General features: G+C 57.6%; 14 protein-coding genes, 2 tRNA genes and 3 rRNA genes. All 19 read right to left on the reverse strand.

Features of this window, described 5'->3' with window-relative positions:
- Window positions 1-79: 79 nt before the first annotated feature.
- Window positions 80-571, reverse strand: coding sequence for an OmpA family protein (locus LRO94_RS24160; protein WP_099602221.1), 492 nt, complete (start codon window positions 569-571; stop codon window positions 80-82).
- A gap of 4 nt (window positions 572-575) precedes the next feature.
- A complete protein-coding gene (locus tag LRO94_RS24165; protein ID WP_099602222.1) occupies window positions 576-1,838 on the reverse strand; it encodes a diguanylate cyclase domain-containing protein in 1,263 nt (420 codons plus the stop codon).
- Window positions 1,835-2,401, reverse strand: coding sequence for a YfiR family protein (locus LRO94_RS24170; protein ID WP_032885562.1), 567 nt, complete (start codon window positions 2,399-2,401; stop codon window positions 1,835-1,837). Before LRO94_RS24170 ends, LRO94_RS24165 begins: the two co-directional genes overlap by 4 nt.
- A gap of 12 nt (window positions 2,402-2,413) precedes the next feature.
- Window positions 2,414-4,519, reverse strand: a complete 2,106-nt coding sequence (gene recD / locus LRO94_RS24175) for an exodeoxyribonuclease V subunit alpha (protein WP_179179872.1) — start codon at window positions 4,517-4,519, stop codon at window positions 2,414-2,416.
- Complete coding sequence (gene recB, locus LRO94_RS24180) at window positions 4,516-8,190, reverse strand: exodeoxyribonuclease V subunit beta (protein WP_179179871.1); 3,675 nt, start codon at window positions 8,188-8,190, stop codon at window positions 4,516-4,518. Before recB ends, recD begins: the two co-directional genes overlap by 4 nt.
- Window positions 8,187-11,639 carry an exodeoxyribonuclease V subunit gamma gene (gene recC / locus LRO94_RS24185; protein WP_179179870.1) on the reverse strand — a complete coding sequence of 1,151 codons (3,453 nt, stop codon included), beginning with the start codon at window positions 11,637-11,639 and terminating at the stop codon, window positions 8,187-8,189. Before recC ends, recB begins: the two co-directional genes overlap by 4 nt.
- 135 nt (window positions 11,640-11,774) lie before the next feature.
- A 5S ribosomal RNA gene (gene rrf, locus LRO94_RS24190) occupies window positions 11,775-11,890 on the reverse strand.
- 169 nt (window positions 11,891-12,059) lie between these two features.
- A 23S ribosomal RNA gene (locus tag LRO94_RS24195) occupies window positions 12,060-14,951 on the reverse strand.
- Between the two features lie 247 nt (window positions 14,952-15,198).
- A tRNA-Ala gene (locus LRO94_RS24200) sits at window positions 15,199-15,274 on the reverse strand.
- Window positions 15,275-15,304: 30 nt separating this feature from the next.
- Window positions 15,305-15,381 (reverse strand) — tRNA-Ile (locus LRO94_RS24205).
- Between the two features lie 83 nt (window positions 15,382-15,464).
- Window positions 15,465-17,001, reverse strand: a 16S ribosomal RNA gene (locus LRO94_RS24210).
- Together the 16S, 23S and 5S rRNA genes with 2 tRNA genes alongside form the textbook arrangement of a ribosomal RNA operon.
- A gap of 488 nt (window positions 17,002-17,489) precedes the next feature.
- Window positions 17,490-18,110, reverse strand: a complete 621-nt coding sequence (msrQ, locus tag LRO94_RS24215) for a protein-methionine-sulfoxide reductase heme-binding subunit MsrQ (RefSeq protein ID WP_032884763.1) — start codon at window positions 18,108-18,110, stop codon at window positions 17,490-17,492.
- A complete protein-coding gene (gene msrP / locus LRO94_RS24220) occupies window positions 18,110-19,123 on the reverse strand; it encodes a protein-methionine-sulfoxide reductase catalytic subunit MsrP (RefSeq protein ID WP_032884761.1) in 1,014 nt (337 codons plus the stop codon). Before msrP ends, msrQ begins: the two co-directional genes overlap by 1 nt.
- 63 nt (window positions 19,124-19,186) lie before the next feature.
- On the reverse strand, window positions 19,187-20,044 hold the full coding sequence (pssA, locus tag LRO94_RS24225) for a CDP-diacylglycerol--serine O-phosphatidyltransferase (protein ID WP_032884759.1): 858 nt from the start codon (window positions 20,042-20,044) through the stop codon (window positions 19,187-19,189).
- A 143-nt stretch (window positions 20,045-20,187) separates the two neighbouring features.
- On the reverse strand, window positions 20,188-21,204 hold the full coding sequence (ilvC, locus tag LRO94_RS24230; protein WP_003194132.1) for a ketol-acid reductoisomerase: 1,017 nt from the start codon (window positions 21,202-21,204) through the stop codon (window positions 20,188-20,190).
- Window positions 21,205-21,251: 47 nt separating this feature from the next.
- Window positions 21,252-21,743 carry an acetolactate synthase small subunit gene (ilvN, locus tag LRO94_RS24235; RefSeq protein ID WP_003176102.1) on the reverse strand — a complete coding sequence of 164 codons (492 nt, stop codon included), beginning with the start codon at window positions 21,741-21,743 and terminating at the stop codon, window positions 21,252-21,254.
- A 2-nt stretch (window positions 21,744-21,745) separates the two neighbouring features.
- Complete coding sequence (locus tag LRO94_RS24240; protein ID WP_032884785.1) at window positions 21,746-23,470, reverse strand: acetolactate synthase 3 large subunit; 1,725 nt, start codon at window positions 23,468-23,470, stop codon at window positions 21,746-21,748.
- A 431-nt stretch (window positions 23,471-23,901) separates the two neighbouring features.
- The gene (locus LRO94_RS24245) at window positions 23,902-24,231 is read right to left on the reverse strand and encodes a YqcC family protein (protein ID WP_032884758.1); all 330 of its coding nucleotides are present in this window, start codon (window positions 24,229-24,231) and stop codon (window positions 23,902-23,904) included.
- Window positions 24,231-24,980 (reverse strand): tetratricopeptide repeat protein, encoded by a 750-nt coding sequence (locus tag LRO94_RS24250; RefSeq protein ID WP_179179869.1) that lies wholly within the window; start codon window positions 24,978-24,980, stop codon window positions 24,231-24,233. Before LRO94_RS24250 ends, LRO94_RS24245 begins: the two co-directional genes overlap by 1 nt.
- Window positions 24,981-24,987: the final 7 nt, after the last annotated feature.

The following is a 24,987-nucleotide window of genomic DNA, read 5'->3' on the forward strand; positions in this document are numbered from 1 at the left end:
TCAACTGATACTCCCTCATCGGGGGTAAGCCCTCTCACACATTTGATTGCATCGCAAAGTGCTGTCGCGCTGAGTCCAGTCAGTCGGCGATGACTACAATCGACACCCGTCGATTCTCGGTGCGCCCCGCCGCTGTCGCGTTAGACGCGACGGGCTCAGCGCTGCCCAGCCCGCGCAGTTGGATGTTTTCTTCTTTCATGCCCACGCCTTGAAGCACCGTCGCCACGCTTTTCGCGCGGCGCAGGGACAGTTGCTGGTTGTAGGTTTCCTTGCCCGAGGTGTCCGTGTGGCCGTCAACGCGCACGCGTTCGATGCCCACGCCCAGCAAGGCCTTACCGATGCGCTGCACGATATCGGTGCTGGGTTGGTTGAGGGTTTCTACGTCGCTGCCAAACAGGACTTTGCCCGACAGGCCGAATGCCCAGCCTTCGTCGGTGAGTTCGAAACCCTGTTGTTTAAGGACTGCGACCTGCGCCGGGCTCAGGCCTTTGGGTGGGGCTGTCTGGCACCCGCCGAGGGCGAGGAAGGCCACCAGCAACGAGATAAGTAAAAAGCGCGCGCTAGAAAACAAGGGATCAACTCCTGTGTTGAACATTGGCGGTAGAGTGCTCCGACTCTGCCGTTTGCTGGCCGCCCTGGGAAAACCGTTTGGCCTGGTACATCGCCGCATCGGCGGCATTGAGCAAGGTGCCGGGGGTGACACCGTGTTCGGGGTAGATGGCGATACCAATACTGAGGGAGGTAAACACCTGGGTGTCGCCAGGCACGGCAATCGGCGTGTCCATGCTGGCGATGATCTTGTCGGCGATGCGCTGGGCGTCTTCGACCTTGTGCAGCGGCGCCAGCAGGATGGCGAACTCATCGCCGCCCAGGCGTGCTACCAGGTCGTCTTCTCGCAGTTGCGCACGTACGCGCTCGGCGACGGCCACGAGCACGGCATCCCCTGCCGCATGTCCAAAGCTGTCATTGATCTCTTTGAAGCGGTCGCTGTCGAGGTAAAGCACCGCCAATTGTTCCTTGGCCTTGGCAGCGCTGCGCAGGGCACGGATCAACCGGCCTTCGAAGAACGCACGGTTGGGCAAGCCGGTAAGGCTGTCATGGTTGGCCTTGTGTGCGAGGGTTTCGTTTTCGCTTTGCAGGTGGCTTTGCCAGGCTTCCATCTCGCCAAGCAAAGCATTGAAGTCGCTGCCCAGGCTATCGAGTTCGGCGATGCGCGCCGGCGGCACGCGACGGTCGAAGTCGCGTTCGCAGCGCGCGGCGTGGGCCACGGCGGCGAGGCTTTGCAGCGGCCCGGTGATGCCCTTCAGCAAACGGCGCGCGAGGTGCAGGGCAACCCAAGCGCTGAGAGCGGTACAGATTAGGATCCCCGCCAGACCACTGAGTAGAAAGCGCAGCAGGCTGCCACCGTGGCCGGTCAGGTGGATGCTGCCGATGGTCCGCCCCTGGTGCAGGATCGGCTGATTGATGGGCTGTTCAAGCAGGGTATGCGCCAGTGCCAGTTCAACCCGCGAGAGCATGCCGGTTTCCGGGCGTTCCCAATGCGCCAACAGCCTGCCGCTGGCGTCGAACACATCGGCCTGGGCCACTTCTTCAGTTGAAGCAATCAGGCTAAGGGCTTCGGTGGCCGCAGCGCGGTCGTTGAACACCACCGCCGCTTCGACGGTGTAATTGATGGAACGCGCGATCAGGTGCAGGTTGTGTTCGGCGTAGACCCGCAGCGCCAAGACGCCGAGCAGGGTCAGGGACACGCTGGCCAGGGTCACCGCTACCAGCGCCAGGATCATATGCCCGCGGCCGATAACGGAGCGCAGAGTGGGTCGCACAGTCACGGCTGTCATGAGGCCGGCGCCCGACGACGGGACAGTTGCAGCACGCTGGGGTGAATACGCACTCCGCTGCGCGCCACCGAGTCGAGGTTGACCTCAAACGACACCTGCTCATCGCCCACGCGCAGGCAGAACAGGCTGCCCACGGTGCACTGGTCACCGCCTTCGCTGATGCTGAGCACCGGATGGCCGATCAACGAGTCAAACAGGCGGCTGCGTTCGTCAGTGCTGAGTTTGCCGATGTACACGGCATCGCAGGCGTTGACGACATCGGGGTGGTCGACCAGCAGGCGTCGCACCACAACCGGACGACCGGTGGCCTGGGTGGTGCCCTTGATCAGATCGTCGGTGTATTGAGTCGGGCCGAGGATGCACAGGCGCAGTTGCTCAGGCTCCACGGGCCAGCGGGCATAACTGAGAATACCAAGTACCACTTGGGTGACCGCCTGGGCGCGCTGATCAGCCGGGCCCGGGGCTTCGGCAAATACGCGAGGTGCCAGCAAGCATAGAACCGCCATCAGCAGTAGGCGTCTCCAGCTCAAACTACGCTCAGTGGGCGAGACGGCCACGTTCATGCAGCGATACTCTCAGGTGTTATCGGGGTGATGCCGCAACGATAGCACAGCGTCAGATATTTCTGACTCCGGACCCAACTCCAGCATCAGCCCACTCAAGCGTTTGACCTTGCGCCGCACGGCCTCCTCAAACACACCGCCGCGGGGCTCGATCAGGCTGAACCAGCGTTTGGCGCGGGTGATGCCGGTGTAGATCAGTTCCTTGGTCAGCACCGGGTTCAAGGCGTCCGGCAGGATCAGCGCGGTGTGGGTGAATTCCGAGCCTTGGGATTTGTGCACGGTCATGGCGTATACGGTTTCCACATCATTCAGACGGCTGGGCAATACAAATCGCACGCCGCCTTGGCCGTCGTTACGTGGGAAAGCGACGCGCAGCACCTGAGGGCCGCCGTCACTTTCGGGCAGCTTCAGGGCGATACCGATGTCGCCGTTCATCAAGCCCAGGCCGTAATCGTTGCGTGTCATCAGCACCGGGCGACCTTCGTACCATTGCTCGTCACCCTCGATCAGCCGCACTTTGCGCAAGGCTGCAGTGATGCGCACGTTCAGCCCTTCCACACCCCAAGGGCCCTTGCGCACGGCGCAGAGCAGTTGGAACGCATCGAAGGCTTGCAGCAGTTGTTGCGCCCACTGGGTCCAGGCGAGATCGTCGCGCGGGGTTTCGAGGGCCGGACGCGTGCTGTGCAGCAAGTTGAGGTAATAGCGATAACCCTGGGCGCCATCGCCCTGCCCATCCAGCACCAGCCGCTCCAGGGCGTGGTCATGCTCACCTTTAAGGCCGACGCAGAACAGGTCGTTATGGCTACGCGCGGCCAGTAACTTGCGGGCCTCTTCGGCGTTTTGCTGGTTGACCCAGCGCGCCAATTGGCCGATGCCGCTGCCTTCGCCGAAACGCCGCGAGTAACGCAGCATCACCACTTGCTGGGCCAGAGGATGGCTGCCGTCGAGGTCCTCCAGCAGGCCGCTGGCGTCGAGGTCTTCACCGCTGACGGCTTGCAGCCATTGACGAGTCTGAGGGCTGTACCAGCCGGCTTCGGCGTCGCGGCACAAATCACCCAGTACGGCGCCGGCCTCTACCGAGGCGAGTTGGTCCTTGTCGCCTAGCAACACCAAGCGGGCATGGGGCGGTAACGCGTCCAGCAGATTGGCCATCATTTCCAGGTCGATCATCGAGGCTTCGTCCACCACCAGCACATCCAGGGGCAACGGGTTACCAAGGTGATGGCGAAAGTGCCGAGTGCCGGGACGGCTACCCAGCAAACGGTGAACCGTGGTGACCTGGGTCGGAATCTTTTCCTTCACGCTTTGCGGAACTGTCAGCGACAGCACTTGCTGGCTGATGGATTCGGTCAAGCGCGCGGCGGCTTTACCGGTGGGCGCGGCCAAGCGGATACGCAACGGGCTGCCGGTTTCTACCGCTGGCGCTTGCAAGAGTGCGAGCAGGCGCACCACGGTGGTGGTCTTGCCGGTGCCGGGGCCGCCGGTGACGATGCTGAAGGCACCGCGGGTGGCCAATGCGCAGGCGAGTTTTTGCCAGTCGATCACGCCATCGGGTGCCGGCTGGTCAAACAAGCCATTCAAGCGCTGGGGCAAATCCGCGGCGACGCTTTCCTGGGTGGCGAGACGCAAGCGCAATGCGGTGTCGATGCGCCTTTCGTAGGTCCAGTAGCGGCGCAGGTACAGGCGTGTGCCCGACAGTACCAAGGGACGACTGTGTGCCGATTCGCTGCCGTCCACCGCCAGGGCGACCAACGGGCTGGCGGCCAATGCGTGGCACCAGTGGGCGCCGTCGAGGCCGTCGAGCAACTGCGACGGCAGCAGCATGGCGCCGGTTTGCAGGTCGCCTTCGGGCGGCAAGGACAATGCAAAGTCTGGCGCTTTGAGGGTTTCGAACAGATCCAGGCACACATGGCCGTGGCCCAGTTGATGGCTGGTCAGCGCCGCGGCCAGTAACACCAAAGGGTCGGCGTGTGGGTCGAGTTCGTGCAGGAAACCGACGAAGGCTTTGTCCAATGCGCGCAGCCAACCGCGGTCAACCCAACGCTCCAGCAACTGCACCAGGTCGGCGGCGCGGCTCAGGGGTTCCAGCGCCTCAAGCGGTGATGGCAACAGGCTCATAACAACACTCCTTGTTCCCAGGCAGGCTCAACCTTGGGCGGGATGGGCTTGCCCTGGAACAGCAGGTCCAGGCCTTCGATCAGCTCACGCGGCGGCCGGGTGAAAAACGCTCCTCGGCTGACGGCTTGGGTGCCCCGCAAGAACACATACAGCGCGCCACCGACGTGGCGGTCATAGTCGTAGTCCGGCAGACGCGCCTTGAGCTGTCGATGCAGCGCCAGCAGGTAAAGGACGTATTGCAGGTCATATCGATGCTCAAGGATCGACTGCTCCATGGCCGCTTGGGTGTAGGCCAAATCGTCAGGGCCGAGCCAGTTGGATTTGTAGTCAGCCACGTAGTAGCGGCCATCGTGTTCGAAGGTCAGGTCGATAAAACCTTTGAACATGCCGTTGAGCAGCACCGGCTCGGCAGCGACACGGGAGACACCGTTATGGGTGTACTGGCAGACCAGCTTGTCGAGGGCAAGCACGTCGACTTTGTGGCTGGCGAACCAGAATTCCATTTCGATCTGATACTGCTGCAGGCTGCTCAAGCTGACGTGGTCGTTATCCACAGGCAATGGCGTGTGCAGCAAGTGACCCAGCCAATCGCTGAGGGTGATGATCCAGCCTTCCCAGTTGCGGCGATTGCAGCGCGCACCTACAGCGTTCTCGATGGCTTGCGACGTCGCGTTGAAACCTTCTTCGCCGGCCCACTCCAGCAGGCCGTGAAGGAAGGTGCCTGGGTTAGGACCGCGTGGGAAACGGTGAATATCGCCGCCGGAAGCCGCTACTTCACGCGGTGCGTCGGGGTCGAGGCGTTCGTCATCAAACAGCTTTTGCGCTTGTGGGCTTTCTGGCGCTTCGAGGTTGGCGACGCTCATGCTTTCACCCATTCGCAAGGCGCTGTAGGACGCGATCCACCAGTTTTCGGCAGCTTTGCGCTTAGGCAGCAACGGTGCGAGCAAAGTCGCTTGGTTGCGCGGCGGGTGAAACATGATCTCTTGGGCATCGGGCACGTGGGCATAATGGATGGCCGGGCAGCCTTCCTGCAGATCCAGCAGCCAGCGCGCCAGTCCCGCAGACTCGCCCAACGAAGCTCCAGCGCCGAGCAAGTAGCCCAGCGCCGACAGGTGCAATACCGAGCTGTTGCTGTTGCCGCGCTTGAGGTCGGCAACGCCAAGCCAGCAGGCATGTTTGGCGCGGGTCAGGGCCACATAGAGCAAACGTAAGTCTTCGGCCAAGCGCTCGTCATCGGCCTGGGCGATTAACTCAGGCGTAGGACGCAGGCTGACTTGGGACTTGCCGTGTTCATCGTGGTAATGCAGCGGCAGGCGACTGCCGTCGACCGGCTTGGCCGAACAGATGAAGGGCAGGAAGACCAGGTCGTATTCCAGGCCCTTGGATTTGTGAATGGTCACGACCTTGACCAGTTGCTCATCACTTTCCAGGCGCAGAATTTGCTCTTCCCCAGCTTGACCGGACAACGCGAGGTGTTCGGCCAGGTGGCGGATCAACGCCTGTTCACCGTCAAGTTCCGACGCGGCTTGTTGCAACAACTCGCTGAGGTGCAACAGGTTGGTCAGCACACGTTCGCCGTCGCTGCGGGCAATCAGGGTTTGCGGCAGTTTGAAGTCGTGCAGCAGACGACGCAGCATCGGCAGCACGCCTTGGGTTCGCCAGATCACGCGGTAGCCACGGAACTGCATCACGCGGCGTTCCCACGCCAGTTCGTCCTGGTTCAGACGCTCCAGTTCGGGCAGTGATAGGTTCAAGGTGACGCAAGCCAGGGCAGCCCGTAGCGGCCGCTCGACGTCCGGCTCGGCACAGGCCTTGAGCCAGGCCAGCAAGTCGTGAGCTTCCTGGGCGGCGAACACCGAATCCTTGTCGGACAGGTATACGCTGCGCACACCACGGGCGGCCAACTCGGCGCGCACCGCTTGGGCTTCCTTGCCGTCGCGCACGAGGATGGCGATGTCTGACGGCAGTACGCCTTTGAAGCTGTCATCCGGCCTTAGAAAACCGGCCGTGCCTTGCTGGCCGCCGTTGAGCAACTCGACAATCTGGGTAGCACAGGCGGCGGCCAGTTGTTGGCGGTACACCGCGTTGGACACCGGCTGGTCGGTGGGCAGGTGCCAAAGGTGCATGGCCGGTAGCGTTTGGCCGTCGACCTGCAGTTTTTCCTTGCGGCCTTGGGATAACACCGGCTGGAACGGCACCGGGTTATCGCCATTCGGCTCGCGGAACAGGAACGCGCCCCGGCCCGTTTCTGCGCGCTGGAACACATGGTTCACCGCCTCGACCATCGCATGGCTGGAACGGAAGTTGGTACCCAAGGTGTGGTGGCGGCCGGTGGTGGATTGGCGGGCGCGCAGGTAGGTGTAGATGTCGGCGCCACGGAACGCATAGATCGCTTGCTTGGGGTCGCCGATCAGGAACAGGCCACTGTCGAGGTGGTTCTCTTCGATGCGGTAAATGCTGTCGAAGATGCTGTACTGCACCGGGTCGGTGTCTTGGAACTCGTCGATCAGCGCCACCGGGAATTGCTCGCGGATCACGCTGGCCAAGCGTTCGCCACCCTCTGCCTGCAGAGCGGCATTCAGGCGGATCAGCATGTCGTCGAAGCCCATTTCTGCGCGACGGCGTTTTTCTTCTTCGAAGCGTTTACCCACCCAACCGGCAGCGTGTTGCAACACGGCGGCGTCAGGGGTTGGTAAGGCGTCGAGAGCTGCTTTGAGGCCGGCCATGGCTTCAATGCCGGGGTGCTGCGGCGGGTCGCCCTTCCATGCTTCGGCCATGCCGTCGGGGGTGAGGCGGGTGAAGCCGGTGCCGATGTCCAGTTGTTCCAAGGTTTCATCAGCGGCCCAGGCGCTGATTTTTTCGAACCAGGGCTCGAAGTAACGCGCTTGCATCTTGCGCCCGTCAACGGCTTTCGCGGCCACGGCTTGCAGGCAGATTTCACGCAGCTCTGCGGCCCATTGCTGCCAGGGCGCCTTGAGTTCTATCAGGGCTTCTCGGCGCTCCCGCAAGCAGGCATTGATCAGCTCCGCGGGTTCGCGGGTTTCATCGGTGGGCCTTTCGCTGCCGAACAGTGCGCGCACCCGAGGCATCAAGGCGGCAGGACCGCCCCAGTTGTTGCGCACCCAGTTGAGCGCATCGTCACGCATTGGGTAGCAAAACAGCCGCCAGTAGTCGCGCAGCACTTCGCCGAGCAGGTCGCTGTGGTCGGTTTCAAGGGTTTGGGTGAACAAGCTACCGCTGTCAAACGCGTGCTCGCGCAGCATGCGCTGGCACCAGCTGTGAATCGTGGAAACCGCTGCTTCATCCATCCATTGCGCGGCGATGTCCAGGCGGTTGGCGCAGGCGGGCCATTGCTCCGGGAGGTATTGCGCGCGCAGGTCAGCGATCAGCGCGTCGGGTTGTTCGATCTCATCGCGGAAGAAACGAGCGGCTTCGGCCAGACGAATGCGGATACGCTCGCGCAGTTCTTTGGTGGCGGCATCGGTAAAGGTGACGACGAGGATTTGCGGTGGCAGCAACTCGCGACCGAACCCGGCTTCATCACCACCATGACCCAGCACCAGACGCAGATACAAGGCAGAAATAGTGAAGGTCTTGCCGGTACCGGCGCTGGCTTCGATCAGTTGGCTGCCACTCAGCGGGAAGGCCAGGGCCAAGGGTTTGCTGCTCATGCGCCGGCCTCTTCGCCTGTGAGTGATCGCCATGGGGCGTTGATCAGCGGTCGATACAAGGTTTCGCACCAGCCTTCGAATTCTTCGCTGGCAATCAAGGCTGCGTAATCGGGGAACTGCCGGGTAAGCGCCGGAGTTTCGCGGCGTTCGCCGTCGGTGGTCAGGCCGTCACCTTCATAGGCTTTGCTCGCTGCCGCCTGCGCTTTGGCCGGGTCGGTTTGGCTAAGCCAGGCGAAGGCCGTTTTTACGGCTACCGGCAGCGGTTTTCTCATTCCACTGTGCCAGGCCAGCAGTAGGTTGCAGAGGAGTTCCTGGGCGGCGGACTTATCCAGCGGGGCCAGTAGCAACGTATCGTCACTGGCCACCAGACCCGTGCTCAACGGTAGGCCACAGGCGCACGCCACCACATGGTTGACCCAAGGGCGGATCAGTCGATGCCACTTGCGTGCCTTGATCGATCCAATGCTATTGGGGATGGTGGTGACGCTAAGCAATCCGCCATCACTGCGTCGGTGCAGGCCGCTGATCCAGCCTTCCAATGCAATGCCTTGATGCTCAAAACTGATCGGTTCGGCACCGATGTGTGGAGTGGGCCAGAGGGCCAGTAATTGTTGGTAGCGTTGCAGCAAACCCGGCAGGGGCTCGATCAATTCGTTGCGCAGGCACTCGCCAAAACCGACCATGGGCAGTAAGCCACTTCCTTGCAAACGCAGGGCCTGGGCGTTGAGGGCTTGGTCCAGGTGATCGGGTTGGGACAGCGCCGCATTCAACAGGCTATCGCTCAGGCTGTAACGTTGCAGCGCATCGAGAACGAAGGGTTCCTCATCGGCCAGCGGCACTTCGGCGGCCTCGAAGAACACTTTCAGACGCTGACTGAAGAAGTGTTTGACCGGGTTGCGTAGGAAATCTTGCAACTGGCCGAGGCTCAGGGGTTCTTCCTGATGGTGTTGTGCCAGATCATCTTGCTCAGGTGCGGCCACCTGCGCTTCGTGCAGCAACTGCCATTCGCGGGCGTAGCTGAACAGCGGATCGCCTTCGTGGAAGTAGCGGGCGCTGAAGGGTTGGAGTGGGTGTTCCTGAGTCATCGCGTCCAGCAGTGGCTTTTCTGGTTCTGCGTTATGCCAGCCGCTGGCGATATGGTCGCGCAGTTGGCCGATCAAAACAGACGCAGGACGCTCGCTGTTATCGCGGATGCTTCGGCCGACCCAACTGATGTAAAGCTGGTCTCGGGCCGATAGCAGTGCTTCAAGTAGTAGGTAACGGTCGTCTTCGCGGCGCGAACGGTCGCCTGGGCGATAGTCGCTGCCCATCAGGTCGAAATCCAAGGGTGGTTGGGCTCGCGGGTAGTCGCCGTCGTTCATACCAAGCAGGCAAACCAGCTTGAACGGAATCGCGCGCATAGGCATCAAGGTGCAAAAATTGACAGCACCGGCAAGGAATCGCTGGGAAAGACGACCTTGGTCCAGGCCGGCGAGCCATGCTTCACGGACTACGGTAAGCGGTAACTCATCCTGTAGGCCTACTGACTCGCAGGTTACCAGCCAGGTTTCCCTTAGTTGCTCAAGCTGACCCAGCAGGTAATCGTCGTGCTCACTACTGGGCAGGAAAAACAGTTGCATCAGGCGTTGCAAACGTTCGCCCCACTCGTGGGGAGCTGCGGGTTGGGACAGCGCCTGATGGGCATCGCCGAGTGCGTCGAGTAAAGCCACCAGCGGGCCGATTAATGCCGCATCGAGTCCGCCAATTTCGTCGTAAGGTTCAATGCCGTTACAGGCAGCACCGGTGCCGACGGCGTAACCCAGCAGCATACGGCGAAGGCCGAAACTCCAGCTGTTTTGTTCCAGCTCACTTGGCAGACCGAGGCCGGCCCGTTGTTCCGCGTTGAGCCCCCAACGGATACCGGCACCTTCGATCCAGCGGTGCAATGTGGGCAGGTCGCGCTCCTTGATGGCAAAGCGTTCACGCAAGGCCGGGACGTCCAGCAGATCAAGAATCTCGCTGACGGGAAAGCGACTGTCGGGGAGTTTGAGCAGGTGTTCGACGGCGATCAGCAGAGGGTCGCGGCCACGTTGACCTTGGTCGGTCAGGGTAAAGGGGATGAAGCGTGAATCACTTCTTTCCAACTGGCCGAAGACCGCACGAATATGCGGTGCGTAGCTGTCGACGTCGGGGACCATGACAATGATGTCCCTTGGACGAAGCGTGGGGTCGGCGCTGAAGCGTTGGAGCAGTTGATCGTGAAGGATTTCCACTTCGCGCTGGGCGCTGTGGGCAATGTGGAAGCGAACTGAGGTGTCACGCTCCAGATCGACTGCGGGCCATAGGTCGCGGGTTTCGTTGAGTGGGCGCAGCTCGAGGATATCGTCCTGGAGCTGGTTAAGCAGTGTCGTGGGTTCGCTGTCACTGAACAGGTCGATGCGGCCATCACGAAAGGCAGCGCGGTAGCTGTTCGGGTCGTCGTAACTGTCCAGCAGACTGATGTAGTCGCGGCCTTGTTTACCCCAGGCGGCCAGCAGCGGATGGGCGTGCTGGTGCAAGGTTTGTGGGTCGATGGTGACCGGCATACCGGCTTTGCGTGATTGACGCTTGTATTCGTTACGCAGTAGATCTTTGTCGGCGACGATGTCGGACCAGTGGTGGCGACAAGGATTGTGCACGCACAGCAAGACTTGGCTGAAACGGGCAAGGCCAGCCAACGCCTCGAGCGCTTGGGCAGGCAAGGAAGAAATCCCGAAAACAATCACCCTGGAAGGCAAGCCCTTCGGCGCCTCCTCAAGAGCATTGATACGTTCGATGAAGCGTTGGTGGACGCCGGCGCGGCTTTCGGCCATCCCCTCCTCACCGACGTCCAACAGCAGTGCGCGCCATAACTCGGCTTGCCAGCAATTGGCGGGGTTAAGGGGCTTGGATTCCCCTCGACCGTTGCGCAATTGGTGGCGGCCGGCGGCCCAGTCTTCCAGCCAGTCGGCACGATAGACCTGGTATTGGTCGAACAAGTCAGCCAGGCGTTCCGCGAGCTGGTAGCGTTTACGCAAGTCTGCGTCGTTCGTCAGAAAGCGCTGCAATGGCTCGAAGTGCGGCTGATCAATGAGCTCAGGAAGCAAGCGCATCAGGCGCCAAGTGAGTGGGGCTTTATCGAGCAGGGAGGTGGGGGGGATTTCGTCACGCCCCAAGACCATGCGATAGAGCTGCCACATGAAGCTGCCGGGGAGCTGAACATCGATCGCGGCAGCGATTCCGCAGCCGCCCATGTCGCCGTCTTCTGGGTCTTCCGCCAGGGCCAGTTTGAGCCACTGGGCAATGCCGTTGCTCTGTACCAGGGCAATTTCGTTTTCCAGGGGAGCCAGTGGGTAACGGCGCATCCAGCTCACCACCAGGCTGCGTAGTTCGTCCAGGCGATTGCCATGAACCACCATAAATCCAGCGCTGGGGGACGTCGCATCCGGCATAACGGCTTCCTTGGGAAAAGCAAAATCGAGGCATGGACTTTAGCACTGAAGATTGCTCGGATGAGCGTCTTCGCACTTTCCGATCGCCCAAAACAAAACCCCATCTGCTTTCGCAAATGGGGTTTCGGAATTTAATCTTGACGATGACCTACTCTCACATGGGGAAACCCCACACTACCATCGGCGATGCATCGTTTCACTACTGAGTTCGGGATGGGATCAGGTGGTTCCAATGCTCTATGGTCGTCAAGAAATTCGGGTACTGAGTCGCGACCAGCAGGCCTCGCTTCAGCAAATTGGGTATGTGATAGCTTTCGGTGTTTGCAAGAGTCGAACTTTCGGTTCATTTCGTCTTCACACACCGCAATCTGGTGCTCTTTCGCTTTTCAGCTCGAAGCAAGCAAATTGCTTGGGTGTTATATGGTCAAGCCTCACGGGCAATTAGTATTGGTTAGCTCAACGCCTCACAGCGCTTACACACCCAACCTATCAACGTCGTAGTCTTCGACGGCCCTTCAGGGAACTCAAGGTTCCAGTGAGATCTCATCTTGAGGCTAGTTTCCCGCTTAGATGCTTTCAGCGGTTATCTATTCCGAACATAGCTACCCGGCAATGCCACTGGCGTGACAACCGGAACACCAGAGGTTCGTCCACTCCGGTCCTCTCGTACTAGGAGCAGCCCCTCTCAAATCTCAAACGTCCACGGCAGATAGGGACCGAACTGTCTCACGACGTTCTAAACCCAGCTCGCGTACCACTTTAAATGGCGAACAGCCATACCCTTGGGACCGGCTTCAGCCCCAGGATGTGATGAGCCGACATCGAGGTGCCAAACACCGCCGTCGATATGAACTCTTGGGCGGTATCAGCCTGTTATCCCCGGAGTACCTTTTATCCGTTGAGCGATGGCCCTTCCATACAGAACCACCGGATCACTAAGACCTACTTTCGTACCTGCTCGACGTGTCTGTCTCGCAGTCAAGCGCGCTTTTGCCTTTATACTCTACGACCGATTTCCGACCGGTCTGAGCGCACCTTCGTACTCCTCCGTTACTCTTTAGGAGGAGACCGCCCCAGTCAAACTACCCACCATACACTGTCCTCGATCCGGATAACGGACCTGAGTTAGAACCTCAAAGTTGCCAGGGTGGTATTTCAAGGTTGGCTCCACGCAGACTGGCGTCCACGCTTCAAAGCCTCCCACCTATCCTACACAAGCAAATTCAAAGTCCAGTGCAAAGCTATAGTAAAGGTTCACGGGGTCTTTCCGTCTAGCCGCGGATACACTGCATCTTCACAGCGATTTCAATTTCACTGAGTCTCGGGTGGAGACAGCGCCGCCATCGTTACGCCATTCGTGCAGGTCGGAACTTACCCGACAAGGAATTTCGCTACCTTAGGACCGTTATAGTTACGGCCGCCGTTTACCGGGGCTTCGATCAAGAGCTTCGCGTTAGCTAACCCCATCAATTAACCTTCCGGCACCGGGCAGGCGTCACACCCTATACGTCCACTTTCGTGTTTGCAGAGTGCTGTGTTTTTAATAAACAGTCGCAGCGGCCTGGTATCTTCGACCGGCATGAGCTTACGGAGCAAGTCCTTCACCCTCACCGGCGCACCTTCTCCCGAAGTTACGGTGCCATTTTGCCTAGTTCCTTCACCCGAGTTCTCTCAAGCGCCTTGGTATTCTCTACCCAACCACCTGTGTCGGTTTGGGGTACGGTTCCTGGTTACCTGAAGCTTAGAAGCTTTTCTTGGAAGCATGGCATCAACCACTTCGTTAACTAAAAGTTAACTCGTCATCAGCTCTCGGCCTTAAGATCCCGGATTTACCTAAGATCTCAGCCTACCACCTTAAACTTGGACAACCAACGCCAAGCTGGCCTAGCCTTCTCCGTCCCTCCATCGCAATAACCAGAAGTACAGGAATATTAACCTGTTTTCCATCGACTACGCTTTTCAGCCTCGCCTTAGGGACCGACTAACCCTGCGTCGATTAACGTTGCGCAGGAAACCTTGGTCTTTCGGCGTGGGTGTTTTTCACACCCATTGTCGTTACTCATGTCAGCATTCGCACTTCTGATACCTCCAGCAAGCTTCTCAACTCACCTTCACAGGCTTACAGAACGCTCCTCTACCGCATCACTTACGTGATACCCGTAGCTTCGGTGTATGGTTTGAGCCCCGTTACATCTTCCGCGCAGGCCGACTCGACTAGTGAGCTATTACGCTTTCTTTAAAGGGTGGCTGCTTCTAAGCCAACCTCCTAGCTGTCTAAGCCTTCCCACATCGTTTCCCACTTAACCATAACTTTGGGACCTTAGCTGACGGTCTGGGTTGTTTCCCTTTTCACGACGGACGTTAGCACCCGCCGTGTGTCTCCCATGCTCGGCACTTGTAGGTATTCGGAGTTTGCATCGGTTTGGTAAGTCGGGATGACCCCCTAGCCGAAACAGTGCTCTACCCCCTACAGTGATACATGAGGCGCTACCTAAATAGCTTTCGAGGAGAACCAGCTATCTCCGAGCTTGATTAGCCTTTCACTCCGATCCACAGGTCATCCGCTAACTTTTCAACGGTAGTCGGTTCGGTCCTCCAGTTAGTGTTACCCAACCTTCAACCTGCCCATGGATAGATCGCCCGGTTTCGGGTCTATTCCCAGCGACTAGACGCCCTATTAAGACTCGCTTTCGCTACGCCTCCCCTATTCGGTTAAGCTCGCCACTGAAAATAAGTCGCTGACCCATTATACAAAAGGTACGCAGTCACCCAACAAAGTGGGCTCCCACTGCTTGTACGCATACGGTTTCAGGATCTATTTCACTCCCCTCTCCGGGGTTCTTTTCGCCTTTCCCTCACGGTACTAGTTCACTATCGGTCAGTCAGTAGTATTTAGCCTTGGAGGATGGTCCCCCCATATTCAGACAAAGTTTCTCGTGCTCCGTCCTACTCGATTTCATGACTAAGAGATTTTCGCGTACAGGGCTATCACCCACTATGGCCGCACTTTCCAGAGCGTTCCGCTAATCTCAAAGCCACTTAAGGGCTAGTCCCCGTTCGCTCGCCACTACTAAGGGAATCTCGGTTGATTTCTTTTCCTCAGGGTACTTAGATGTTTCAGTTCCCCTGGTTCGCCTCTTACGCCTATGTATTCAGCGTAAGATAACCATCTTATGATGGCTGGGTTCCCCCATTCAGACATCTCCGGATCAAAGTCTGTTTGCCGACTCCCCGAAGCTTTTCGCAGGCTACCACGTCTTTCATCGCCTCTGACTGCCAAGGCATCCACCGTATGCGCTTCTTCACTTGACCATATAACCCCAAGCAATCTGGTTATACTGTGAAGACAACATTCGCCGAAAATTCGATTTGGCTCTTTCGAGCCACTCACAAATTTTACCTTAGCCTGATCCGTTACCAGTGAAAGTAACGTTCAGTCTATCTTTCTATCACATACCCAAATTTTTAAAGAACGATCTAATCAAAGACTAGAAATCAACATTCACCATCATCACAATGGAATGCTCATTTCTAAGCTTTCAACAAACAGAAGCAGTAGTGGTGGAGCCAAACGGGATCGAACCGTTGACCTCCTGCGTGCAAGGCAGGCGCTCTCCCAGCTGAGCTATGGCCCCGTATTTCTACAGGCGTTTCCCACACAAAATTGGTGGGTCTGGGCAGATTCGAACTGCCGACCTCACCCTTATCAGGGGTGCGCTCTAACCAACTGAGCTACAGACCCAATTTCGGGCTGCTTCTTTATCGTCTTCTTCAATGAATCAAGCAATTCGTGTGGGAACTTATGGAGCAGCTGATGTCGTCGATTAAGGAGGTGATCCAGCCGCAGGTTCCCCTACGGCTACCTTGTTACGACTTCACCCCAGTCATGAATCACACCGTGGTAACCGTCCTCCCGAAGGTTAGACTAGCTACTTCTGGTGCAACCCACTCCCATGGTGTGACGGGCGGTGTGTACAAGGCCCGGGAACGTATTCACCGCGACATTCTGATTCGCGATTACTAGCGATTCCGACTTCACGCAGTCGAGTTGCAGACTGCGATCCGGACTACGATCGGTTTTATGGGATTAGCTCCACCTCGCGGCTTGGCAACCCTCTGTACCGACCATTGTAGCACGTGTGTAGCCCAGGCCGTAAGGGCCATGATGACTTGACGTCATCCCCACCTTCCTCCGGTTTGTCACCGGCAGTCTCCTTAGAGTGCCCACCATTACGTGCTGGTAACTAAGGACAAGGGTTGCGCTCGTTACGGGACTTAACCCAACATCTCACGACACGAGCTGACGACAGCCATGCAGCACCTGTCTCAATGTTCCCGAAGGCACCAATCTATCTCTAGAAAGTTCATTGGATGTCAAGGCCTGGTAAGGTTCTTCGCGTTGCTTCGAATTAAACCACATGCTCCACCGCTTGTGCGGGCCCCCGTCAATTCATTTGAGTTTTAACCTTGCGGCCGTACTCCCCAGGCGGTCAACTTAATGCGTTAGCTGCGCCACTAAGAGCTCAAGGCTCCCAACGGCTAGTTGACATCGTTTACGGCGTGGACTACCAGGGTATCTAATCCTGTTTGCTCCCCACGCTTTCGCACCTCAGTGTCAGTATCAGTCCAGGTGGTCGCCTTCGCCACTGGTGTTCCTTCCTATATCTACGCATTTCACCGCTACACAGGAAATTCCACCACCCTCTACCATACTCTAGTCAGTCAGTTTTGAATGCAGTTCCCAGGTTGAGCCCGGGGATTTCACATCCAACTTAACAAACCACCTACGCGCGCTTTACGCCCAGTAATTCCGATTAACGCTTGCACCCTCTGTATTACCGCGGCTGCTGGCACAGAGTTAGCCGGTGCTTATTCTGTCGGTAACGTCAAAACAATCACGTATTAGGTAACTGCCCTTCCTCCCAACTTAAAGTGCTTTACAATCCGAAGACCTTCTTCACACACGCGGCATGGCTGGATCAGGCTTTCGCCCATTGTCCAATATTCCCCACTGCTGCCTCCCGTAGGAGTCTGGACCGTGTCTCAGTTCCAGTGTGACTGATCATCCTCTCAGACCAGTTACGGATCGTCGCCTTGGTGAGCCATTACCTCACCAACTAGCTAATCCGACCTAGGCTCATCTGATAGCGCAAGGCCCGAAGGTCCCCTGCTTTCTCCCGTAGGACGTATGCGGTATTAGCGTCCGTTTCCGAACGTTATCCCCCACTACCAGGCAGATTCCTAGGCATTACTCACCCGTCCGCCGCTCTCAAGAGAAGCAAGCTTCTCTCTACCGCTCGACTTGCATGTGTTAGGCCTGCCGCCAGCGTTCAATCTGAGCCATGATCAAACTCTTCAGTTCAAACATCTTTGGGTTTTTAAGAAACCCTAAACTTGGCTCAGCAATCGTTGGTTACATCTTTGATTTCTCGCGGAGTAACTTGTGATGCTGATAATCTTGTTGACTATCAGTCTGACTCCACAAGCACCCACACGAATTGCTTGATTCAGTTGTTAAAGAGCGGTTGGTTAAGATCTTTCGTCTCAACCGAGGCGCGCATTCTACAGCAGCCTCATTTGCTGTCAAGTGATTATTTTCAGAAGCTTTCGAAGATTTCTTCAACAACTTCAACCACTTGCGCTTCTGATCTCTCATCAGCGGGAGGCGAATTCTACAGCGTTACACGCTGCTGTCAACACCTCTTTTTCAACTTCCTTTTGGCTTCGATGAACTGAAGCAACTCACGGCCGAAAACTGCGCAACCCATTGTTTAACAAGGAGTTTTCCGTTTCGACTGCGCCGGAAGTGGGGCGAATTATAGGCTCCCAGAATCTGCGGTCAAGCGTTAATTACGCTTTTGTTGCAGAAGGTGCTTTTTTCGCAATAAGCCGTGGGATTCGGCGCATCACCGGTGGTAAACGCAACACCAGCAGCAGCGCACCTACAGATGCATAAATTACCCACTCCTTTAGATCAGCTCGCACGATCCACAACATATGCAGCAGTCCAAGCCCAAGAATCACATATACCAGGCGATGCAGCTTCTTCCAACGACTGCCCAGTCGACGTTGGCTATAGCGATTAGACGTCACCGCCAACACCAGCAACGACAAGAACCCTAACGTACCCACAATAATATAAGGCCGCTTACGTAGCTCGACCCCAAGCTGAGACCAATCCAGACCCAGAACAAACACACAATAGGCCGCCAGATGCAGTACCACATAAGCAAAGCACCACAACCCTAGCTGTCGGCGCACCGCTATCCACCCCGCCCAGCCGCTCAACTTTTGCAGCGGGGTCATCCCCAGCGTGATCAACAGCAGGATCAAAGTGCCCAACCCCAGTCGATCAACCAGTACCTTTCCTGGATCTGGCCCAAGAACAAAACTCCACGCCTCATATAGCCATAACAAAGGCCACACTGCCGCGACTATAAAAACGCCGATGCGCCAGATGGGGTAGCGCATTAGTAGTTCTTCCGCAGGTCGAGACCGGCATATAAAGAAGCAACCTCATCCGAGTAACCATTGAACATCTGCGTTTCACGTACATTCGGACTGAACAAACCACTTGGCAGACGACGCTCACGCGCCTGAGTCCAACGCGGATGGTCCACTGTAGGGTTCACATTGGCATAGAACCCATACTCATCCGCCGCAATACTCTGCCACGTGGTTTTCGGCTGCTCACTCACAAGGCTGATCCGCACGATCGACTTCACACTCTTGAAACCGTACTTCCAAGGCACGACGAGACGTAACGGCGCGCCGTTCTGATTGGGCAACTCGCGCCCATACATCCCAACGGCAAGAATCGCTAAAGGATTCATCGCCTCATCCAGGCGCAAACCTTCAACATAAGGCCAATCGATCAAGCCAAAACTCGAACGCTGCCCCGGCATGCTCTTGGAATCCTGGAGTGTTTCAAAGCGGATGTATTTGGCCTTGGAGGTTGGCCCAACCTGCTGGAGCAACGCGGAGATCGGAAAGCCCATCCATGGAATGACCATCGACCAAGCCTCGACGCAGCGCAACCGGTAGATCCGCTCTTCCAACTGATAGGGCTTCATGAAGTCCTCCAAGGCATAACGCCCCGGCTTGGCAACCTCACCATCAATCACGACACTCCAAGGTTCGGTCTTGAGTGAACCCGCGTTGTTCGCCGGATCCCCTTTGTCAGTGCCGAATTCATAGAAGTTGTTGTAGTGGGTTGCGTCCTTGAACGGGGTGATAGCCTCACCTTCAACCGTCACAGCCTGCCATTTAGTAGCAGGCAGCTTGCCAGCAAACCAGCCCGGCGCCTTCCCCGGCTCAACATCGGCATATCGCGCAGCGTCATCTGCACTGGCCCAACGCGGCAGGCCGCTGGCAGCAATGCCCGCAAGCGCACCACCGATCAAGCTACGGCGAGAAAGATAGACGGATTCAGAGGTGACATCCGATTCATGGCAATCGGACGCTTTAGGCAATTTGATTAACATGGCAACTCCGCAGCATTGGAGGACTGATGCACCAATAGACTGCGGAGTATGGGGGAAATTACATTAAGGCAACGTTTTGTCCCGGCGCATATGTAGCAAGTACTGAACTGGCCCAGAAGCGGCGTAGACCAAGAAGGCCAATAGCAGAATCCGAGGCGGATCACTGAAGACCACCGCAAACACCAGCACCACTGCCAGGATTGCCACGAAAGGTACTCGCCCTTTGAGATCAAGCTCCTTGAAGCTGTTGTACTTGATGTTGCTGACCATCAGCATTCCGGCAGCGGCAACCATTAACGCCACCAGGAAAGACATTTTCGAGCCCTGGATGCCGTAATCACTGAATGCCCAGACGATACCCGCCACGACACCCGCCGCTGCCGGACTGGCCAACCCGATGAAGTAACGTTTATCAGCAGTACCCACCTGAGTGTTGAAGCGCGCCAGACGCAAAGCGGCGCCCGCGACATAGATGAAGGCAACCATCCAGCCAACCTTCCCCATGTCACCCAACGCCCAAGCAAATGCCAACAGCGCCGGCGCGACCCCAAATGCAACCATGTCAGACAGCGAATCGTACTCGGCACCGAAAGCACTTTGGGTATTGGTCATACGTGCAACACGACCATCCAAACCGTCGAGTACCATGGCCACGAAAATGGCAATGGCCGCAAAACCGAAGTACTTGCTGGCACTCGCCGCATCACCCGCCGCCAGCGCACTTTGGGCACTCATGGAGTTGATAATGGAATAGAAACCGGCAAACAAGTTTGCCGTAGTGAACAGATTGGGCAGCAAATAGATGCCACGATGCCGGACCTTGCGGCCTTCAGCGTCATGCCCTTCTTCGACATGTTCATCGATCGGTAGCAGGCTTTCGGCGTCAGGAGCCTGGTTAGGCTCTTCGGGACGTTCGCTCATGGACTTTACCTTGCAACGGTGTGAAAAAATTCGACCAATACTTGCGGCGAGTGTTCGCTCGCAAACGATGCAGCTTTATACCAGAACCCGCCCCCAAACGAAAAAACGCGGCCTAAGCCGCGTTTTCTCTTGATGCGTACGACTTAGTTTTTAGCTTTGTCGACGATCTTGTTGGCACCGATCCACGGCATCATGGAACGCAGTTGCTCGCCGATGACTTCGATACCGTGAGCAGCGTTGTTACGACGCTTGGCGGTCATCGAAGGGTAGCCGGTAGCGCCTTCACTGATGAACATTTTGGCGTATTCGCCGTCCTGAATACGTTTCAGGGCGTTGCGCATAGCCTGGCGGGACTCGGCGTTGATCACTTCTGGGCCAGTCACGTACTCGCCGTATTCGGCGTTGTTGGAGATCGAGTAGTTCATGTTGGCGATACCGCCTTCGTACATGAGGTCAACGATCAGCTTCAGTTCGTGCAGGCATTCGAAGTAGGCCATTTCCGGCGCGTAGCCAGCTTCAACCAGGGTTTCGAAACCGGCTTTAACCAGCTCAACGGTACCGCCGCACAGAACGGCTTGCTCGCCGAACAGGTCGGTTTCGGTCTCGTCCTTGAAGGTGGTTTCGATGATGCCGGTACGACCACCACCGACGCCAGCAGCGTAGGACAGTGCAACGTTTTTGGCATTGCCGGATGCGTCCTGATAGATCGCGATCAGGTCAGGGATACCACCGCCTTTGACGAACTCGGAGCGTACGGTGTGACCTGGCGCTTTTGGCGCGATCATGATCACGTCCAGGTCTGCGCGCGGCACAACCTGGTTGTAGTGAATCGCAAAGCCGTGGGAGAAGGCCAGGGTGGCGCCTTTCTTGATGTTCGGCTCGATTTCGTTTTTGTACAACGAGGACTGGAACTCGTCCGGGGTCAGGATCATGACCAGGTCAGCAGCAGCAACAGCGGAAGCAACGTCAGTCACTTTCAGGCCATGAGCTTCCGCCTTGGCAACGGTGGCCGAGCCTTTACGCAGACCAACAGTCACGTCAACGCCGGAGTCTTTCAGGTTGCAAGCTTGCGCGTGACCCTGGGAGCCGTAGCCGATGATGGCGACTTTCTTGCCCTGGATGATCGACAGGTCACAATCTTTATCGTAATAAACTTTCATGAGGTTCCTCTATATATCCAGGCCGTAAGGCCATTCACTAATTTGGGTTAGATGCTGAGTACTTTGTCGCCACGGGCGATCCCGGTGACACCACTGCGTACCGTTTCCAGAATCGAGGCCGTCCCGATCGACTGGATGAAGCTGTCCAACTTGTCGCTTGTACCGGTCAGTTGCACGGTATAAACGCTGGCGCTCACATCGACGATCTGCCCGCGATAGATGTCGGTAGTCCGCTTGATTTCGGCACGTTGGGCACCCGTAGCCTTGACCTTTACCAGCATCAGCTCGCGCTCGATGTGGGCACTTTCCGACAGGTCGACCAGCTTGACCACTTCGATCAGCTTGTTGAGGTTCTTGGTGATCTGCTCGATCACCTCATCGTGGCCCACGGTGGTCAACGTCAGGCGCGACAGAGTCGGGTCTTCGGTCGGAGCCACGGTCAGGCTTTCGATGTTGTAGTTGCGTTGCGAAAACAGGCCGACAACACGAGACAGAGCGCCGGGTTCGTTCTCCAGAAGCAGGGAGATAATGTGCCGCATGATTAAGTACGCTCCGTCTTGTTCAGCCACATGTCGCGCATAGAGCCGTCTTTGATCTGCATCGGATAAACGTGCTCGCTGGTATCCACTTGAATATCGAGGAACACCAGGCGGTCCTTCATGGCGAACGCCTCTTCCATCTTCGGCTTCAGATCTTTCAGATCGGTGATGCGAATGCCGACGTGGCCATAGGCTTCAACCAACTTGATGAAATCCGGAAGCGATTCCATATAGGAATGAGAGTGACGGCTGCCGTAGCTCATGTCCTGCCATTGACGAACCATACCCAGCACGCCGTTGTTCAGGCAGACGATCTTCACCGGAAGACCGTACTGCAGGCACGTCGACAGTTCCTGAATGTTCATCTGGATGCTGCCTTCACCGGTAACGCACGCGACGTCGCTGTCCGGGAAGCTCAGCTTCACACCCATGGCCGCAGGAAAACCAAAGCCCATCGTGCCCAGACCACCGGAGTTGATCCAGCGGTTAGGCTTGTCGAACTTGTAGTATTGCGCGGCGAACATCTGGTGCTGACCCACGTCGGAGGTCACAAAGGCGTCGCCCTTGGTCACTTCGCACAGGGTCTCGATCACGGTTTGAGGCTTGATGATGCTGCCGTCGCCCTTGTCGTAAGGGAACAGGCCGCGGCCACCGCGCCATTCGTCGATCTGCTTCCACCAGCTGGCGACGGATTCCTTGTTCGGCGTCTCACCGATGTCCTTAAGCGCAGCGACCATTTCGGTCAGCACACTTTCCACAGGACCTACAATTGGCACGTCGGCCTTAATGGTCTTGGAGATGGACGCTGGATCGATATCGATGTGGATGATCTTCGCGTTCGGGCAGAATTTGCTCGCGCCGTTGATCACACGATCATCAAAACGCGCACCCACAGCCAGGATCACGTCGGCGTGGTGCATGGTCAGGTTGGCGGTGTAGCTGCCGTGCATGCCGAGCATGCCGACGAACTGACGGTCCGTACCCGGAAAGGCGCCGAGGCCCATCAGGGTGTTAGTGACCGGCAGGTTGAGCAGCTTGGCCAACTCGGTCAATGGGGCGGAGCCCCCGCCGAGGATCACACCGCCACCCGAGTACAACACAGGGCGCTTGGCTGCCAGGAGCATTTCTGCCGCCTTGCGAATTTGCCCCGAGTGCCCACGAACGGCCGGACTGTAGGAGCGCAGCTTGGCTTTCTTCGGGAAGACGTATTCGAATTTCTCAGCCGGGTTGGTCATGTCTTTCGGGATATCGACCACGACAGGGCCCGGGCGACCGGACTGCGCGAGGTAGAACGCCTTTTTCATGACTTCCGGGATTTCCGACGCATGCTTGATCATGAAGCTGTGTTTCACGATCGGCCGGGAGATACCGATCATGTCGGTTTCCTGGAATGCATCGGTACCGACCATGGTGCTTGGCACCTGGCCAGAAATGATCACCATCGGGATGGAGTCCATATAAGCAGTCGCAATGCCGGTAATGGCATTCGTTGCGCCTGGGCCGGACGTTACCAGCACCACGCCGGCTTTACCGGTGGCACGGGCGTAACCGTCAGCCATATGGGTCGCGGCTTGTTCGTGGCGAACCAGGATGTGGGTAACAGCCGGCTCCTTGAACAGTGCGTCGTAAACATGCAACAGAGCACCACCTGGGTACCCGTAGATATAGTCGACGCCTTCGTCACGCAAAAAGCGGACGAGCATCTCACCGCCAGATAAAAGCTCCACGTTGTTCACCTCTAAAACGCCAGAATACCGTCCGTTGAAAACCGACGGGTCTTAATAGGTTTACTTCTCAACAGAGCATGAGCGACGGTGGTCGCCGACTACGTCAGCACTGACTGAGCAAGTATTGGGATCGTCCCAAGTGTTGCGGGCTTTTCCCACCCAGCGCGAGGTAACGCGTTGCGGGTGTAACAGGTCGGCGCGGATGTGCGCCTCATGATCTGCTGAGCGGGCCTGCTTCTGGCAGTCCCGATACAGCGGACTTTGGATTCTTCTGTTTCAGGCCGTTCAAGTCAAGCAATAATTGCGCTTTTTTCCAACTAAGCGCATGAGAACGTAGAAGAAAGGGCTTTGAGGAGGGATAAAACTCGCCTGAATGTCGTCAAGCGGTAGAAATATGCGCAAGACTGCCGAAAAAACCGGCAGTCAGGCAATTAACGAGCGTCGACGATCAATTGATCGAACTTTTTCAGCGCATTGCGTAAACCGAGGCTCTCGCGCGGCCGATCGGCGTACACCATCTCGGCCATCTCCAGAATCCCTGACGCATTGGGCAGTGGCAGGTCCTGTTCGAGGATCTGCTTCATGCGCGTCAGGAAAATCCATTGCAGCCACTGGTGAAAGTCCAGGGTATCCACCGAAAACGGCTCAACACTGCTGAGCGCCTCGATGCTGGGGGACACCTCATCCCACCAGCCTTGTATGCGCAGTTCGCGCTCAATCAGCAATAACTGTTCGGCAATCGCGGGAAACCGTACATCCATCAGAGGCTGACCTTGGCTTTCTGCCGGGCCTGAGCAGCGCCAGCGGCATCACCTTGTGCGGCGCGCGCATCTCCGATTAACGCCCAAAGACTGGCCTGCAGATCGGGACGACCGTTGGCCAGCGTGAGGCCACGACGGGCGAACTGTTCGGCCTGAGGCGCATCGCCTTGGGCCATGCGTACCTGTGCCAGGCGATACAGTACTTGCGGTTCACGAGGTGCAACTCGCTGCGCCCGCTCAAGGCTCGATGAAGCGCCGTTCAGGTCGCCACCGGCCTGTTGTTGCTGCGCCGTAGTCAGCAAGGCCAGCACCGGACCGTCCAGTTGCTCGTCAGCCGAAAGGCCGCCGCCACTGGAGGAAGATGGAATGCCACTCGGCGTCGACGGCATGTTGTAAGTGCCCTGATTGATCGGCGCGGTCTGAATCGGCGCGGTCTGAATCGGCGCGGACTCAATCGGTCCGGAGGTGCTTGGACCTGGAGTCCATGGCTCGGCACTGATCGGTGCGGACGTAGCGGCGCTGCCGCCCGGCACCATCACCACCACGCCCGAATCTTGCGGCACGGCCTGAGGCTTGGCCTGCGCCGGACGGTTGGTCACGGTCTGGCGGAAACCGCCATTGGCCGAGATCCGGTCGCTATTGGAGACGGCAGTGCTCGAATCCACCACGGGAATGGAGCCGCGCTGCACGCTGGAGCAACCGCTGAGCAAAGCCAGAGCTGTAATCGCTGGAATACACCACTTGTTCACTTGAAAC

Source organism: Pseudomonas sivasensis (assembly GCF_021391435.1).
GTDB classification, from domain to species: domain Bacteria; phylum Pseudomonadota; class Gammaproteobacteria; order Pseudomonadales; family Pseudomonadaceae; genus Aquipseudomonas; species Aquipseudomonas sivasensis.